This window comes from Paradesulfitobacterium ferrireducens, assembly GCF_017310645.1.
Classification (GTDB): Bacteria; Bacillota; Desulfitobacteriia; order Desulfitobacteriales; family Desulfitobacteriaceae; genus Paradesulfitobacterium; species Paradesulfitobacterium ferrireducens.
Genome location: NZ_JAFLRH010000024.1, coordinates 1 through 15,831 on the forward strand (window position 1 = coordinate 1; position 15,831 = coordinate 15,831).

The 15,831-nt window shown below is 51.7% G+C and carries 15 protein-coding genes; all 15 read left to right on the forward strand.

Features of this window, described 5'->3' with window-relative positions; all coding sequences use genetic code 11:
• The first annotated feature begins 666 nt into the window (after positions 1–666).
• Positions 667–2,421, forward strand: a complete 1,755-nt coding sequence (iorA, locus tag J0X21_RS09575) for an indolepyruvate ferredoxin oxidoreductase subunit alpha (protein ID WP_206811982.1) — start codon at positions 667–669, stop codon at positions 2,419–2,421.
• Positions 2,421–3,029 carry an indolepyruvate oxidoreductase subunit beta gene (locus tag J0X21_RS09580; RefSeq protein WP_206811983.1) on the forward strand — a complete coding sequence of 203 codons (609 nt, stop codon included), beginning with the start codon at positions 2,421–2,423 and terminating at the stop codon, positions 3,027–3,029. The genes iorA and J0X21_RS09580 overlap by 1 nt, the downstream gene beginning before the upstream one ends.
• Positions 3,030–3,052: 23 nt before the next feature.
• Entirely contained in the window at positions 3,053–4,402 is a 1,350-nt protein-coding gene (locus J0X21_RS09585; protein WP_206811984.1) for a phenylacetate--CoA ligase family protein, read from the forward strand.
• A 15-nt stretch (positions 4,403–4,417) separates the two neighbouring features.
• Positions 4,418–5,680 carry a 3-isopropylmalate dehydratase large subunit gene (gene leuC, locus J0X21_RS09590; protein ID WP_206811985.1) on the forward strand — a complete coding sequence of 421 codons (1,263 nt, stop codon included), beginning with the start codon at positions 4,418–4,420 and terminating at the stop codon, positions 5,678–5,680.
• A gap of 17 nt (positions 5,681–5,697) precedes the next feature.
• Positions 5,698–6,198, forward strand: a complete 501-nt coding sequence (locus J0X21_RS09595) for a 3-isopropylmalate dehydratase small subunit (protein WP_206811986.1) — start codon at positions 5,698–5,700, stop codon at positions 6,196–6,198.
• Complete coding sequence (locus tag J0X21_RS09600; RefSeq protein WP_206811987.1) at positions 6,195–7,262, forward strand: 3-isopropylmalate dehydrogenase; 1,068 nt, start codon at positions 6,195–6,197, stop codon at positions 7,260–7,262. Before J0X21_RS09595 ends, J0X21_RS09600 begins: the two co-directional genes overlap by 4 nt.
• Positions 7,263–7,533: 271 nt before the next feature.
• Positions 7,534–8,928, forward strand: a complete 1,395-nt coding sequence (locus tag J0X21_RS09605; RefSeq protein WP_206811988.1) for a LeuA family protein — start codon at positions 7,534–7,536, stop codon at positions 8,926–8,928.
• A 183-nt stretch (positions 8,929–9,111) separates the two neighbouring features.
• A complete protein-coding gene (locus J0X21_RS09610; protein ID WP_206811989.1) occupies positions 9,112–9,312 on the forward strand; it encodes a CooT family nickel-binding protein in 201 nt (66 codons plus the stop codon).
• An 84-nt stretch (positions 9,313–9,396) separates the two neighbouring features.
• Positions 9,397–10,443, forward strand: coding sequence for a cobalt transporter CbiM (cbiM, locus tag J0X21_RS09615; RefSeq protein WP_206811990.1), 1,047 nt, complete (start codon positions 9,397–9,399; stop codon positions 10,441–10,443).
• Positions 10,412–11,350 (forward strand): cobalt ECF transporter T component CbiQ, encoded by a 939-nt coding sequence (gene cbiQ / locus J0X21_RS09620; RefSeq protein ID WP_206811991.1) that lies wholly within the window; start codon positions 10,412–10,414, stop codon positions 11,348–11,350. Before cbiM ends, cbiQ begins: the two co-directional genes overlap by 32 nt.
• A gap of 17 nt (positions 11,351–11,367) precedes the next feature.
• On the forward strand, positions 11,368–12,189 hold the full coding sequence (locus J0X21_RS09625) for an energy-coupling factor ABC transporter ATP-binding protein (RefSeq protein WP_206811992.1): 822 nt from the start codon (positions 11,368–11,370) through the stop codon (positions 12,187–12,189).
• A 99-nt stretch (positions 12,190–12,288) separates the two neighbouring features.
• Positions 12,289–12,612 carry a nitrous oxide-stimulated promoter family protein gene (locus J0X21_RS09630; protein ID WP_206811993.1) on the forward strand — a complete coding sequence of 108 codons (324 nt, stop codon included), beginning with the start codon at positions 12,289–12,291 and terminating at the stop codon, positions 12,610–12,612.
• A 168-nt stretch (positions 12,613–12,780) separates the two neighbouring features.
• Positions 12,781–13,248 carry a MarR family winged helix-turn-helix transcriptional regulator gene (locus tag J0X21_RS09635; RefSeq protein ID WP_206811994.1) on the forward strand — a complete coding sequence of 156 codons (468 nt, stop codon included), beginning with the start codon at positions 12,781–12,783 and terminating at the stop codon, positions 13,246–13,248.
• On the forward strand, positions 13,235–14,875 hold the full coding sequence (locus J0X21_RS09640) for an MDR family MFS transporter (protein ID WP_236006192.1): 1,641 nt from the start codon (positions 13,235–13,237) through the stop codon (positions 14,873–14,875). Before J0X21_RS09635 ends, J0X21_RS09640 begins: the two co-directional genes overlap by 14 nt.
• Before the next feature lie 74 nt (positions 14,876–14,949).
• A complete protein-coding gene (locus J0X21_RS09645) occupies positions 14,950–15,693 on the forward strand; it encodes a DUF2935 domain-containing protein (protein WP_206811995.1) in 744 nt (247 codons plus the stop codon).
• The last annotated feature ends 138 nt before the right edge of the window (positions 15,694–15,831 follow it).

Sequence of the window (15,831 nt, forward strand, 5' to 3'; positions counted from 1 at the left end):
GGAGACCACTGGCTGTAAATCTCCGGATATTTGGCAAGGTTTTCGAGGATTTCCGTGCTGGGGGTGCCGGGGTAGGCGGCGGCGACGCGCACGCCGTACTCATAGGCACCGCGGGCAATAGCCTCGTTGCCGGTCATTAAGGTTTTCATTTCCCTTCTCTCCTCCTTGTTCTAAAGACAGCAGAAGTGAACTTGGGTCAAGTGCGTAAGCCAAAATGTATCGAGACAAAATGGCGGGGGCCATTGTCTGAATTTTGAAACCAATATGGTCATAATTCTATCAGAAAAAAACAGGAAGTAAAGAGGGGGATTTTTTTAGCAGAGAAAATTCTGGCGAGGCGAGAGGACAATTTGAGAAGTCGAATTTATGGGTCTAAATATTTAGAAACTTGTGAACATACTGAAACTAAAACCGTTTACCCTCGCTTTTAATCCGCCCAGTACAAAAAAATTACGTTTGACAGAATTCTCAATCTAAATGTCGGAATCTTTTGATATCATATGCTCAACACAACGGAAGTGTAAGAAATTGGGACAGGGAGGTGCGGTTCAAAGCCAAAAGATCAGACAGGAGTTAGGGGAGGTTGCAGGCGGGGGCCACGCAGCACAAGACGACCTAGATTCCTGGAGAGAACAAGAAAGAGACTTAGAGGAGGGGGCACAGAGAATGTCATTGCCAAGTCCAGGCCAGCGTATTCTGATGGCCGGAAACAACGCCATTGCCCAGGGCGCTTATGAAGCAGGAGTGTATTTTGCTTCAGGCTATCCTGGCACTCCAAGTACGGAAATTTTGGAGGTCATTTCCCAGTATTCTGACATACGAGCCCAGTGGGGAGCAAATGAGAAGGTCGCCTTTGATGAAGCGATGGGAGTCGCCATGTCCGGCAAACGGGCCTTATGCTCGATGAAGTATGTCGGACTAAACGTGGCTGCCGATTCTTTCATGGTATTTCCCTTTGCCGGAACCGTGGGCGGGTTTGTCGTAATTTCTGCCGATGATCCCGGAATGTACAGTTCCCAAAATGAACAGGATAACCGCTATTTCGCGCGTCTGGCCCAAGTGCCGATGATTGAGCCGAGCGACCCCCAGGAAGCCAAGGACTTCCTCAAACTGGCGTTCGAGCTGAGCGAGCAGTTTTCCACGCCGGTGCTCTACCGGACATCCATGCGTGTTTCCCACAGCAAAGGGATGGTGACAGTCGGGGAGCGTACGGAAGCTCCCGCGGACAAAAAATTTGTAAAAGACGTTCCCAACTGGGTGGTGCCGATTTTCGCCAAATCCCTGCGGGCCAAACTGGACGCGAAAATGGCCAGGATGGCTGAATTTGCCGAAACCTATCCCCATAACCGCCTTGAAGCAGGCAGCGGCAGGATCGGAATTATTACCAGCGGTGCCTCTTACACCAACGCCAAGGAAGTTTTCCCCGAAGCTCCGGTCTTTAAGCTGGCCTTAACTTATCCCCTGCCCAAGCAAAAGATCCTCGACTTCTGCGCCCAATATGAACAAGTTTATGTGATTGAGGAATTGGAACCGTTCATGGAAGAGCAAATCCGCGCCTGGGGTGTGAATAACATCGTGGGCAAGGATCGCTTGCCGCGTACGGGAGAGTTCAGCGCGGATGTGCTGGCGCAGGCGTTTTTTGAAGAAGAGCCCGTGAAGGATTTTACCGGGGAGTTTGACATTATTGCCCGGCCGCCCCAGCTTTGCCCGGGCTGTCCCCACCGGGGCGCGTATTTGGCCTTGAAGAAGGCCGGGGCCCTGGTAACCGGGGATATCGGCTGTTACACTTTAGGCGCCTTGCCGCCGCTGGGGGCCATGCATACCTCTTTCTGTATGGGAGCCTCGATCGGCAATGCCTTCGGTTTTGAAATCGGGGGCACGGAAAAGGTGGCGGCGGTCATCGGGGACTCGACCTTTATCCACGGCGGGATCCCTTCCCTGATTGACGTTGTGTACAACGGAGGGAATACCACGACCTTAATCCTGGACAACCGCACCACCGGGATGACCGGACACCAGGAGCATCCGGCCACCGGTTTGACCCTGCAGGGCAAAGAAGCGCCGCGCCTGGATCTGGTGGGACTGGTTAAGTCCATCGGGGTTGAGCATGTGCAGGTGGCCGATCCTTTTGATCAGAAAGAGATGTATGCCTCAGTCAAGGAGGCCTTAGAGCATAACGGCCCATCCGTGATTATCACGAACCGGCCCTGTATCTTCGCCCGGGGTGAGAAAACCAGGCCCAAGACCCCGTATGTGATCAACGAGGATAAATGCACACAGTGCGGTGCGTGCCAGCGCATCGGCTGTCCCGGTGTCCTGCCCGGGGAGCAGCCGCGGATTGACGAAGTTTCCTGCACCGGATGTTCACTGTGTGCCCAGGCATGTAAATTCGATGCAATTGGGCTAAAGGGGGATGCGTAATGGCTCAGGTAACGAATATTCTCCTCTGCGGAGTCGGGGGCCAGGGAGTGCTCCTGGCCAGCGAAGTTTTAGCTTTAGTGGCTGCCGAGGAAAAGGCAGAGGTTAAACAAACGGAAGTGCACGGTGTGGCCCAGCGGGGTGGCAGTGTGGTCAGCCATTTGCGTTTCGGGGACAAAGTTTTTTCTCCGACCGTAAGAACCGGCACCGGGGATATCTTAGTCGCTTTTGAAAAGCTCGAAGCGGTGCGCTACGGGCATTATGTCAAACCGGGCGGTTTGATGCTAATCAATGATGTCGAAGTGATGCCCGGACAAATCGGGGAATATAAGCCCTATCCCACTGGGATTAACGAATTTTTGCACAAGAAGGGCTTTACACTCCAGGCCATCCCGGCAACGGCGAAAGCCAAAGAACTCGGAAACCCACGGGTGAGCAGTCTCATCATCCTGGGTGCTTTGTCGGCGCATTTGGATTTGTCGCCTGAAGCTTGGGAAAGGGTGATTGAAAGAAGAATTCCGGCCAAATTGTTGGAAGTCAATCTTAAAGCCTTCCAAGCCGGAGTGGAAATCGGCAAGAGTATGGCCCAAGCCGCGGCGGCCGGCGCGTAAGAATGAAGGAGGGGCAAGAAGAGATGAGAGTCAAGAAACCCGTGACCGGAACGAAACAATGCCTGATTTGGGACCGGGAGCATGAAACCATGCCGCGGCCCAAACTGGAGAAATTACAGCTGGAGCGCCTGCAGCGCACGGTGGAACGCTGCTATGAACGCGTTCCCTTTTACCGGGAAAAAATGGATGAGCTGGGCGTTAAGCCTGAGGATATTGTCACCCTTAAAGATGTGAGCAAACTTCCGTTTACAACCAAATATGACCTGCGGGAAAACTATCCCTTCAAGATGTTTGCTGAACCGATGGAGCGGGTGGTGCGCCTGCATGCTTCCAGCGGCACCACCGGCAAACCCGTCGTGGCCGGGTATACGGCGAAAGACCTGGACACCTGGGCCGAACTGATTGCCCGTGTCTACACTTCCGGTGGAGTCACCAATGCCGATGTGGTGCACAATGCTTACGGTTATGGGCTGTTCACGGGTGGCATGGGTTTCCACTATGGGGCTGAGAAGGTCGGAGCCACCATTGTTCCGGTGTCCGGGGGGCTCACCAAACGCCAGGTGATGCTATGGCAGGATTTCGGAGCCTCGGTGCTCTGTTCGACCCCGTCATATGCCCTGGTTTTAGCGGAACAGGCAGCCGAGATGGGAATTGACACTGCCCGGGACCTGAACCTGCGCGTAGGCTTCTTTGGGGCGGAACCGTGGACTTTGGAAATGAAAAAAGAAATTGAAGAAAAGCTAAACATTGAAGCCTTTGACATTTACGGCCTCACAGAATTAATCGGGCCGGGGGTTTCTTCCGAGTGCCCTTACCATGATGGCTTGCATATCAATGAGGATCACTTCCTAGTTGAGACGATTGATCCGGATACCGGAGAAGTGCTGCCGCCCGGAACTCCGGGAGAGATGGTTCTAACCTCTCTTACGAAAGAAGCCTTCCCGGTCCTGCGCTTCCGCACCCGGGACCGTACCATCATTAACCAGGAGACCTGTGCCTGCGGCCGCACCACGGCCCGCATGATGAGAGTCACCGGGCGCACGGATGATATGCTGATTATCCGCGGAGTGAATGTGTTCCCCTCTCAAATCGAGAGTGTGATTCTGTCCGTGCCGCATCTGGAGCCGCAATACGTGATCGTGGTTGACCGCGGAAGCACGCACATGGATGATCTGGAAGTATTGGTTGAGTGTTCAGAAGATTTATATAACAAGGGCGCGGAAGCTATGAAAGAGGCGCAGGAGCATTTAAGCCGGGAATTACACCAAGTCTTGGCCTTAAATGCCCGCATCAAGGTCGTAGGACCCAAGACCCTGCAGCGCAGTGAAGGCAAGGCCAAACGGGTGGTCGATCTGCGCGAGCTCAGCCATTAAGCGGGGGTGACAAGCATGGGCATGACAATGACGGAAAAAATCCTGGCCGCTCACGCCGGTTTAAGCGAAGTGCGTCCCGGCCAAATCATTAATGCCAAGGTCGATCTGGTCCTGGCCAATGAACTCTCAGCCATTGTGGCGATAGAGGAGTTCGGGAAGATCCGGGGAGCGGACAAAGTATTTGATCCGGGAAAAATTGTGATCGTGCCTGATCACTTTACTCCGAACAAGGATATCCAGTCAGCCAAGGTAGCCAAGGCCGTGCGCGAGTTCGCCCGCAAGCATGAGACACTTTACTATGAAGTAGGCCGGATGGGGATCGAGCATGTGCTTTTGCCCGAGCAGGGCCTGGTACGGCCCGGCATGCTGGTAATCGGCGGGGATTCCCATACCTGCACCTACGGCGGGGTGGGAGCGTTCGCTACCGGAGTCGGTTCGACCGACGTGGCTGTGGCTTGGGCCCTCGGAGAAGTCTGGCTCAAGGTGCCCCCGACCATCCGCATTGAATTCCGCGGGAAAAAACAACCCTGGGTGTCCGGCAAGGATATGATTCTCTATGCTATCGGAAAACTGGGAGTGGATGGCGGCATTTACAGCGCGCTTGAGTTTACCGGAGAAGCAATCAGCGAATTAACGGTAGCGGAGCGGCTGACTATGGCCAATATGGCGATTGAGGCCGGTGCTAAAAACGGGATCTTTGCGGTAGACGCCAAGACGGAAGAGTATGTTAAAAATGCTACGGATAAGCCGTATACCGTATACGCCAGCGACCCGGATGCTCAGTATGCCCAAACCATTGTCTTCGACATGGCGGAAATTGAGCCCCAGGTAGCTTTTCCCCACCTCCCGTCCAATACCAAGCCGATTTCCCAAGTAGGGGAAGTCGAAATCGACCAGGTTGTAATCGGTTCCTGCACCAATGGCCGGATTGAAGATTTGCGCGTGGCAGCTTCGCTATTGAAAGGGAAGAAAATTCATCCCAAGGTGCGCTGCATTGTCATTCCGGGGACGCAAAAGGTGTATATGCAGGCCATGAAGGAAGGACTCTTGGAGACTTTCGTCGAGGCAGACTGCGTGGTATCCACCCCGACTTGCGGACCCTGTGTCGGCGGACATATGGGGATTATGGCCGAGAATGAGCGATGTGTCTCCACCACCAACCGTAACTTTATCGGGCGCATGGGGCATGTAACCAGTGAGATTTACCTGGCAAGCCCGGCGGTTGCAGCTGCCACCGCCCTGGCCGGCAAAGTGATGGACCCGGGTGAGATCAAGTAAGGAGGGGGAGCAAGAGGATGATTGAAGGATCTGTCTGGAAGTTTGGCCGTGACATTGATACGGATGTGATTATTGCCGGCCGTTATTGCAATATTCCTGACCCTAAAGAACTTGCGAAACACGTATTTGAAGACCTCGATCCCACTTTCGCTTCCCGCTTCGTTCCAGGGGATGTGATCGTGGCAGACTCTAATTTTGGCTGCGGTTCCTCAAGAGAAGTCGCGCCTTTGTGCCTGAAGGCTGCCGGAGTGGCAGCCGTGGCGGCGCCGTCTTTTGCCCGTATTTTTTACCGCAATTCCATAAATATCGGACTCCCGATTTTCGAGATTCCGGACATTGCCAAATTTTTTGAGCAAGGGCAAAAGGTAAGGATTGATCCGGCCACCGGCCTGGTCACAAACTTGAGCACATCTCAGTCGTTTACGGCTGCTCCCTTCCCGGAGTTCATGGAGAAGATCATGGCTGCCGGAGGGCTTGTGAATTATGCCAGTGAGCGTTTAGGAGGGAGTAAAGCATGACCGGTTCTAAGCGTAAGTACAAAATCGGAGTAATCGGCGGCGACGGTGTCGGTCCTGAGGTTGTAGCTGAAGGACTGAAGGTGCTGGAACACGTTGCCCGTCAGTTTGGGTTTAGCTATGAAGTGAAGGAATACCCCTGGTCGGCCCAGCACTATCTCGATACCGGGGTCACCATGCCGGAGTCTGTGCTCGAGGAGTATAAGACGATGGATGCCGTTTACCTGGGAGCCCTGGGAGATCCGCGCCTTGAGCCCGGCTTTATTGAACGGCCGGTGATTATGGGACTGCGCTTCGGGCTTGATCTCTATGTCAACCTGCGCCCCATCAAGCTCTATGCTGAGGAATTCTGCCCCCTTAAAGGGAAGAAACCGGAAGACGTGGATATGGTGGTCGTCCGGGAGAATACCGAGGATGCCTATACCGGGATCGGAGGAATTTTCAAAAAAGGAACTCCCGATGAAGTAGCGATTGCCGATATGGTCTTCACCCGCAAAGGGGCGGAGCGGGCCATCCGCTACGCTTTCGAACTGGCCCGCAAACGCAATAAAAAGAAAAAAGTGACCTTAATCGACAAGGCCAATGCCATTCGTGCTATGGATCTCTGGACCCGCACCTTTGAAGAAGTGGGGGAAGAGTATCCGGATATCGAGCGGGATCACGCCTACATTGATGCCGCCTGCATGTGGATGGTGAAAAATCCGGAATGGTTTGATGTGGCTGTCACGAGCAACCTGTTCGGGGATATCATCACCGACATCGGCGCCATGATCCAAGGAGGTCTGGGCATTGCCGCCTCCGGTAATATCCACCCAGGGAAAGTTTCCATGTTTGAGCCCATTCACGGCTCGGCGCCCAAGTACGCGGGCAAAAACGTGGCCAATCCGATGGCAGCTATCGCAGCCATGGGCATGCTCCTCGATTATGTCGGAGAAGCGGAGGCCGCTGCCAAGATTGACCTGGCTTTACGCGGGCTCTTGTCATCCGGCAAGGTCCCGTCCCTGGGGGCGGACTCCGGCCTTTCCACCACCCGTGTCGGGGAAATGGTGAGGGAAGTGCTTGGCTAGGGATAAGGAGTCAGAAGACAGGAGACAGGAGTCAGGAGGAGTTAGGAGACAGAAGTAAGGAGATGGAAGACAGAAGCTCATGATACTCTGAGTACTGACTACTGAATTCTGAGTACTCTTGGAAAACAGGCTTAAAATACAGAACGATATTCCGCCAGCAGAACGGTAGGAGAAATCCCAGCAGGGGATGCTGGGGTACGGTAGTTGCAGAAATTATGGTGGCAGCTGGAGAAGGTTTATTCAGAAAGAAGATAAAAAGGGAGGAATATTTATGCTGCGTGAACCCATAGAGCAACTGCTCCACGGTCCGCTTGAGTTTACCAAGGGGATTCCATTCCCCGATCCGAAAGAACTGCGTATTTATGATTCAACCCTTCGCGACGGGGAACAGATGCCCGGTGTGGCCTACACCCCGGAGCAGAAGCTGGAAATAACCAAGATGCTGAGTGAAATTGGGGTGCATATTATTGACGTTGGTTTCCCGGGGGTGTCTGCCTCCGAGCAAAAGGCACTGCGACTGATTATGGAAGCCAAACGCCGCGGGGAGCTGCGTCCGGATCTTGAGATCGTGGTCATGTGCCGTTCCAACTACCGGGATATAGATGCGACCCTGGAAGTGCTGCAGGAGATTAATATTGCAGCTGAAGAAGTGACCTTCTTTATTTTCACCACCGCTTCCGATCTCCATAATAAGTATAAAATCGGAAAAACCCTGCTTCACCGCGAAGGCATTCCGGAAGAAGAGTGGCTGGATCGCCCCATCGAGTGGTACCGGGAAGCCAATCTTCGCATGATGGAAGATGCCATCCGCTACGCTCGTTCCAAGGGAGTAAAATATATCGAGTTTGGCGGGGAGGACGGTTCGCGGGCTGATATCGGTTACAACATCGAGCTGTTCAAGCGCGGTCTGGCAGCAGGCGGCACCCGGCCCTCTTTCCCGGATACCGTGGGAACACTTTCACCGGAGGCTACGGAATTCTACACTTCGCGCTTAGTGCAAGCGATTCCGGAAGCTCCGCTGCTGGTGCACTTCCACAATGATTTTGGCCTCGGCAGTTATAACACGATTAAGGCGATTCAAAACGGAGCCAGGGCTTTCTGCACTACCGTGGCCGGTTATGGGGAACGCGCCGGCAACGCCCCCCTGCATGAAGTGGTGGTCACACTTAAAGTCCTCTACGGCATTGAGATTCCGGGCTTCAAGTACCATTTGCTGAAAGACCTCTACCGTTTGGTGGAAAGCTATTCCGGGATTCCCGTTCAGGCCCATGCGCCGATCATCGGACCCCAGGTCTTTACCCATGAGAGCGGGATTCATACGGCAGGAGTCTTGATTGACCGCCGCATCTATGAGGCTATTCCATCGGAGCTGGTCGGGCAGCAGCAGCGCTTTGTATACGGTAAGCACTCAGGCGGCCAGATTATTGAATTTGCCTTGAAGCGCATGGAGAAGGAACTCAATGAGGCCGGAGTGCAAGTTACCCAAGAATTGATTGACAAAACCACCTCCGAGATGAAGCGTTTGCGGGAAGCCAAGGCTGCAACCGATTTGCTGCAAAAGCTCATTCATATTTACCATAAAACCCTGGATTCCATCGGGCTGACGGATAAGGATTTATTTGAGACGGCCATGCGCATCAGCAAGGAATTGGAGCAGGGAGCGTAATTAAAAAAAATTAAAATCTTTAAGTGAAGCAGGAAACTTAAAAGATATGTAGAACTATTCTGTATAAAGCAAAATTAATACTTGGAATAAAGGCCATGGAGGTCAAGACCCGGTAAATAGGGTCACTCCTTGGCCTTTTATTGTTTTCAAACCGGTGCATTAAATCAAAGGAGGAATACAGCCATGTGTGAAGCCAATGCGTATCTGCAAGAGGGAGAAGAAGAAGTATTGCTGATGGAGGGAGTGGATGTGATTGAGCCATATGAAGATGGGCTCAGGCTGGTGGATATTTTCGGAAAGCAGAAATTTATCAAAGCAAAGATTAAGGACATGACTTTGTTAAACCATCGCATTATTTTAGAAACCGGTGAAGATAAGAAATAAATTCTGAAAAGGATATGAAGACAAAGCGCGCGAGCTAAAGAAAAGAGTAACGATAGATTAAAATTGAGTGAGGAGGACGATATTATGCACATACCGGATGGGTATCTAAGCCCGCAAACAAACGCTGTTCTGGGCGCCGCAAGCGCCCTGGCCTTAGCGGCGGCTTCCTATAAAACGGCACGGACAGTGAAAGCGAAGTACATCCCCCTCTTATCCATCGGGGCCGCATTCTCCTTTACCATCCAGATGTTCAATATCCCGGTTCCGGACGGGACCACCGCTCATGCTGTGGGCGGCACGCTTTTAACCATTCTCCTTGGTCCATGGGCGGCGATGATTGCGATTTCGGTGGCCTTAACTCTCCAAGCCGTCTTTTTCGGAGATGGGGGAATTCTCGCTCTGGGAGCTAACATTTTTAATATGGGTGTGATTCTTCCCTTTGTAAGTTATGCCATTTATCGGGTCATTGCCGGAAGCAGCACGGTCTCGTCCAAACGGCGTTTGATCGCGGCAGGGATTGCCGGATATATAGGGATCACAGCAGCCGCTGCAATGGCCGGGGTTGAGTTCGGCTTGCAGCCCCTGCTCTTTCATGCGGCGGACGGCACCCCGCTCTACAGTCCTTACGGGCTGAATGTGGCCCTGCCGGCCATGCTTTTTGCCCATTTAACGATCGCGGGTCCGGTGGAAGGAGTGGTTACGCTTTTGGCGGTTGCCTATTTACAGCGTACGAATTCCTCTCTGCTGGCCGCTAATGGGGAAGGAAAAACTCGGAGTTCTATAAGCTGGAAGCGGGTTGCCATTATTTTTGCAGTCCTGGTAGCCCTTAGCCCTCTTGGCCTATTGGCGAAAGGCACAGCTTGGGGTGAATGGAGCGGGGAAGAGATTGGGGCTGCCGTTGGTTTTATCCCAGCCGGTATGGATAAATTCAGCAGTTTCTGGCGGCATTCCATTTTGCCGGATTATGGCCTTAGCGGCTATAACCATTCCTTCTGGCAGCAAACACTTGGTTATCTTTTGTCGGCACTGGGGGCGTTGGCTTTAATCGCCTTGGCAACCATTATCATTCAGCGTATCGCGCGCAGAGGAGGAGACCGTGATGGATCTGCCCCTTTGGCTCCTAGAAAATAGCTCTGGCTTATCGGAAACTTCTCACAAATCTAAGCCTCGCCGCAAGCGGGGCTTTATTCAAAAAACCTTGTCCGATATTGTGCATGTGCTCAGGGATTCATTCTTTTCAGAAGAACTGGCCGTGCGCCCCGGCTTCCTGCAGTCTCTCGATCCCAGGATTAAGATTCTGGCTTTAGTGTCCCTGCTGCTTGCGCTTAACTTAATCAGCCATTTGGGCCTGCTCTGGGGCAGCTATCTCATTTTGCTCGCTCTGGCCGCTGGGTCAGGGATACACTTGGGCTCACTTCTGAAGAAAGTGTGGCTGGTGGTGCCGCTTTTTTCCGGAATCATGGTTTTGCCTTCCGTGTTTAACTGGGTACGCCCGGGAGAGCCCTTGTTTACACTCTTTACGATGAACCAGCCTTGGAGTATAGGCTTTTTGCATCTTCCCGCAACTTTAGCCATTACCAAACAAGGTGTCAACGGAGCAGTGTTATTAGTAAGCCGGGTCGGGATATCGGTCACACTGACCTTGATCATGACTTTGACCACGCGCTGGACAGATTTGCTCAAGGCTTTGCGCTTCTTTTTCGTACCCCGGATTTTTGTCACAACCTTGGAAATGACCTACCGTTATATTTTCGTCCTGATCACGATTCTGGAGGAGATGTTCCTGGCCCGCAAAGCCAGAGACGCCGGACGCTCCTCGACCTCCGAACAGCGGGGCTTTGTAGCTTCGGCCATGGTCGCCTTGTTTGCCCGCTCTTTGCAGATGAGCGAAGAAGTATATGCCGCCATGACTGCCCGCGGCTACAGCGGGGAAGTGTATACCATGAACCGTTTCCGGATGCGCCTGCACGATTGGTTTTTCGCCTCCTTCGTCATTCTGTGTTCTTTCATTCTCTATGTGGCTGACAAAATTCTATAAAAAGGGGGTGGAGCACAATGAAAAAAAATACACAGCAAGATACAGTGACCACTCAGACAGAGCCGATCTTTCATCTTCGGGATGTGTTCTACTCCTATGTTCAAAATGAACTTGTACTTGAGGATATCAATTTAGAGATTCATAAAGGAGAAAGCCTGGTCATTCTCGGAGCCAATGGGAGTGGAAAATCAACCCTCTTAAAAATGCTGTGCGGACTGATTCACCCGACCTCCGGGACGATTGAGGCTTTTGGACGGGAACTGACGGAGAAAAGCCTGCAAGAACCGGACATCCTCAGAGAATTTAGGCAAAAAGTCGGTTTCATCTTTCAGAATTCCGATGCCCAGCTTTTTTCGTCCACAGTCTGGGATGAACTGGCTTTTGCCCCTCTTCAGATTGGGCTCTCCCCGGCGACAGTAAGGGAACGGGTGGAAGATACGGCTGAGTTACTGGGAATTCAGCCTTTGCTGAACCGTTCTCCCCACCGTTTGAGCGGGGGAGAGAAAAAGAAAGTGGCTTTGGCCTGTGTCTTGACCGTTAATCCGGAGGTCTTGTTTTTAGATGAACCGACCAATGGGCTAGATCCCCGCACGCAGTTTTGGCTTGTGGAATTTTTGATCGCGTTGCGCCAGGCTGGGAAGACAGTGATTACCGCTACCCATGATTTAGCGATTGTGGAGGATATAGCGGAACGGATCGTGATTTTCAGTGAACAGCATACCGTGGCTGCAGACGGCAAGCCCTTGGAATTACTTGCGAACAGGGATTTGCTCTTGAATTTGAATCTGATTCATGAGCGCTCGCATTTTCACGTGGGCGGATCCCGGCATCACGGGTAAGAGGAGAACCGGGGGGAGTCAGAAACGAATCGAGAGTCAGAAACATATCAGGAATCAGGAGAAGGAGATAAAGAGTAAGCAGCATGGAGGGGGAGAAAAATGCGTCGGCATTCCCGTATTGATACGGAAAAAGAAATCGTGCAAGCAATGATTACTCTCTATTGCAAGAAAAACCACGGTTCGGCACCGGGATTGTGTCCGGAATGCCAGGAGCTTTTAACCTATGCCCATAAACGCTTAGGCAGCTGCAAATTCGGGGAGGGCAAGCCTACCTGCGCCAAATGCACGGTGCACTGTTACAAACCGGATATGCGGGAACGGATAAAAAATGTGATGCGCTTTTCCGGGCCCAGAATGCTCTATATCCATCCTTTGATTGCTGTCCGGCACTTATGGGATGGGCGCGGCCGCAGAGACAAGTAAAAATCACAATTCAATGAGTTAAAGAAACCGGTCCGCTGCAAACTAAGGCAGTGGGGCCGGTTTTTTGCGCATGTTAGTAAGGATGAAAAAATTACTGGAATTTGCCACTTGACAAAGAAACTTATTTGATAAATAATTTACCAGGTAAACTATTAAGGAGATAAAGTTATGGACAAAAATGAAGCAAGATTTCTAGCCCAGGAAATGGCCCGAACCATGGGGCAGCTGAAACGGGTTGCGATGCGTCCGAGCCCTTGGCATGGGATTAAGCCGAGTGAATTTATGCTCCTGCAGACTTTAATTCATGCCCTGGCCCCGGATGCCAAAGGAATGAAAGTCTCCGATTTAAGCAATGAGCTTCAGATTACGCCTGCAGGGGTGACGCACACTCTTAATTCTCTGGAAGAAGGGGGATATATCGAACGCCTGGCGGATCCGTCGGATAGACGGATTGTACTGGTGCGCCCTACCGCCAAGAGCAGGGAAATGGTGGAATCCATGCACGTCAAGCACCTGGAATTCTTGCAGGAGTTGATCGATTTTTTGGGTGAGAAGAATAGCAAAGAACTGATTCGGCTTCTGACATTAACGATTGACTATTTTAAAGAAAGAAGGAGCAGAGATGGGGAGAAATAAAGAAATGCAGATGCAGATTGAGAAGGAAACAAAAATAGGCGGCTCAAAACGCCGGGTTTTATTGTTAGGCTTGCTCATAGCCATGCTCTTTGCGTCTTTGGATCAAACGATTGTCGGGACAGCAATGCCGCGGGTAGTGGCTGAGCTGCAAGGGCTGGATATCTTCGTCTGGGTTACGACCGCTTACATGCTGAGTTCGACCACGGTGGTGCCGATTGCCGGGAAACTGGCTGACATTTTTGGCCGCCGCATTATGTATGTCTTGGGAATATTTATCTTCATGCTGGGTTCGGCGTTAGCGGGGCAGGCTCAAAGCATGACTGAGCTCATTTTGTCCCGGGGCTTGCAGGGAATAGGCGGCGGGGTCATGATGCCGATGGCCATGACCATCGTCGGAGACATGTTTCCTCCGGGCCAGCGCGGCAAATGGCAAGGGGTTATGGGAGCGGTGTTTGGCCTCTCGTCCATCATCGGGCCGACCATTGGAGGCTGGATTGTAGACCACGCTTCCTGGCGCTGGGTATTCTATATTAATCTTCCGGTCGGGATCTTGGCAGCGTTTTTTATCTTCGTCGGTTTAAGCGGAGAGAACTACCGGAAAGATCAAGTTTCAATTGATTATGCAGGCGCACTGACCCTGATTATCGGTTCGGGTGCTTTGCTCTTGGGTTTAAGCCTGGGCGGGAAGGATTATCCCTGGGGCTCCTGGCAAATCATCGCTTTCTTTGCCACAGCTCTTGTTTTCATGACAGGCTTTGTTTTGATAGAAATGAAAGTGAAAGATCCGATTCTTAATTTGAACCTATTTCGTAACAGAGTTTTTACCGCGGTCAATATGGTCGGATTTCTTATGGGATTTGGAATGTTCGGCGCGATTATGTTCCTGCCTTTGTTCTTGCAGGGGGTAGTGGGAGTGAGCGCCACAAAATCCGGCAACACCATGATCCCGATGATGGCGGCCATGATGATCACTAGCATCATCGGCGGGAAACTGATTACCAAGGTTCGCTTCCGCACGCAATTGGCTGCAGGCATGAGTATCATGGCCATCGGGTTCTATTTGTTGAGCACCCTGACAGCCAGCTCCACGGTCCTCACGGCCATGAGCTATATCGTCATCTTAGGCATAGGGATGGGTTTAGTCATGCCGACCTTGACCATTGCAGTGCAGAGTGTGTTTCCTCCGGCCCAGCGGGGAGTTGTGACGTCGGCTACAGTATTTTTCCGCAGTATTGGCAGTACGATTGGGATGACGATTCTGGGAGTAGTCATGAACCACCGCTCAATCGCGACTCTGCAAAATGATTTTATCCCGGTCGTGCAAAAAATTCCGGGGATGCAATCCGGCCCGTTTGCCGGCATGCTGCAAAAGGCGCAGTCCGACCCGCAAAGCCTGTTTAACATGCTCTTGAGTCCGGAGACCCTCAAGAGAATTCCGGGACAGTTGCAGCAGATGCTGCTTCCTCCCCTGAAAACGGCTCTGGCCGATTCCCTGCATCTTGTCTTTTTGGTGGCGATGGGGATCGTTTTGGCCGGAATCCTCGCGAGTTTCATGGTGGGTGATGCCCGCATCGAGGGGGATAGAGTACGGGGAGTAAGAGAGGAGCGGACTCCGGTTCTTGATTGAGACTTTTCCCCTTCTGACCTGCATATAATACATCGGCAATTTGTCGAAAAGATTTTTGGTTGGAGGGGGATGCAATGTCTCACCATTTCCTGGCAGAGGCGCAGGCGCTCAATCTGTTTTGGCTGGAGATCATGAAAGAACATGCCATTTTTATCTATGCGGGCCTTCCGCATGAACGAGGGGATTTACTCGAACAAGCAATAAGGTTCGAAATCGAGTACCGCAATGAACGGGATGAATGGAAAAATAATTATAATCCCACCATGGAATCAGTAAGCATTGCTTTCAGCAATGCAATCAGTTTAACGGAAGAATTCCTGCATTTTAAGCTCGGGCTGCTGCAGCTCCAGAAAACCTGTCAATTAGGAGGGAGCCTATTTCCTCTGCAGCTTGACCACATTGCCCGTGAAGCTCGGGAATACCTAACCCTTCTTAATGTCTTGAGCCAAATGCTAGCCGCTTCCGGGATGGAGGGGTTATTGCACAAAGAACTATTCTGGCTGAGGATTATGGGAGAGCATGCTTCTTTCATCGCCCATTTGCTTGATCCCAGCGAACACATGATGATTCAAACTGCGCAGACTTTTGCCTGTGATTATGATAATCTCTTAGCCGCCGCAAGCAGTCTTTCAGGAGCTGACCCTGCCGGCGCTTCCGCGTTCACTGCCCAGATCGTTGCCGAAACAACCAATCTAAGGGATTGGAAAGCGCAAACGGCAGCGCTTAGAAAAGAATGCAAACTAATGGCGATTGTACCTGCTTTGTTCTTTGAGCATGTTAAAAAGGAAGCGAATTATTTTTTGAGTATTTTAAGCTAGTTTAGCCAGATAAGTAACTACACAAGTTCTCATCAATAAGTCTGACCATTTTTGAGTCAGGCTTTTTTGTTAAAAGCCAAAAGCTTCCAGGAGAAAGAAAGAAAACATCTCTAGGCAGATGGCACTTTTTTCGGTAAG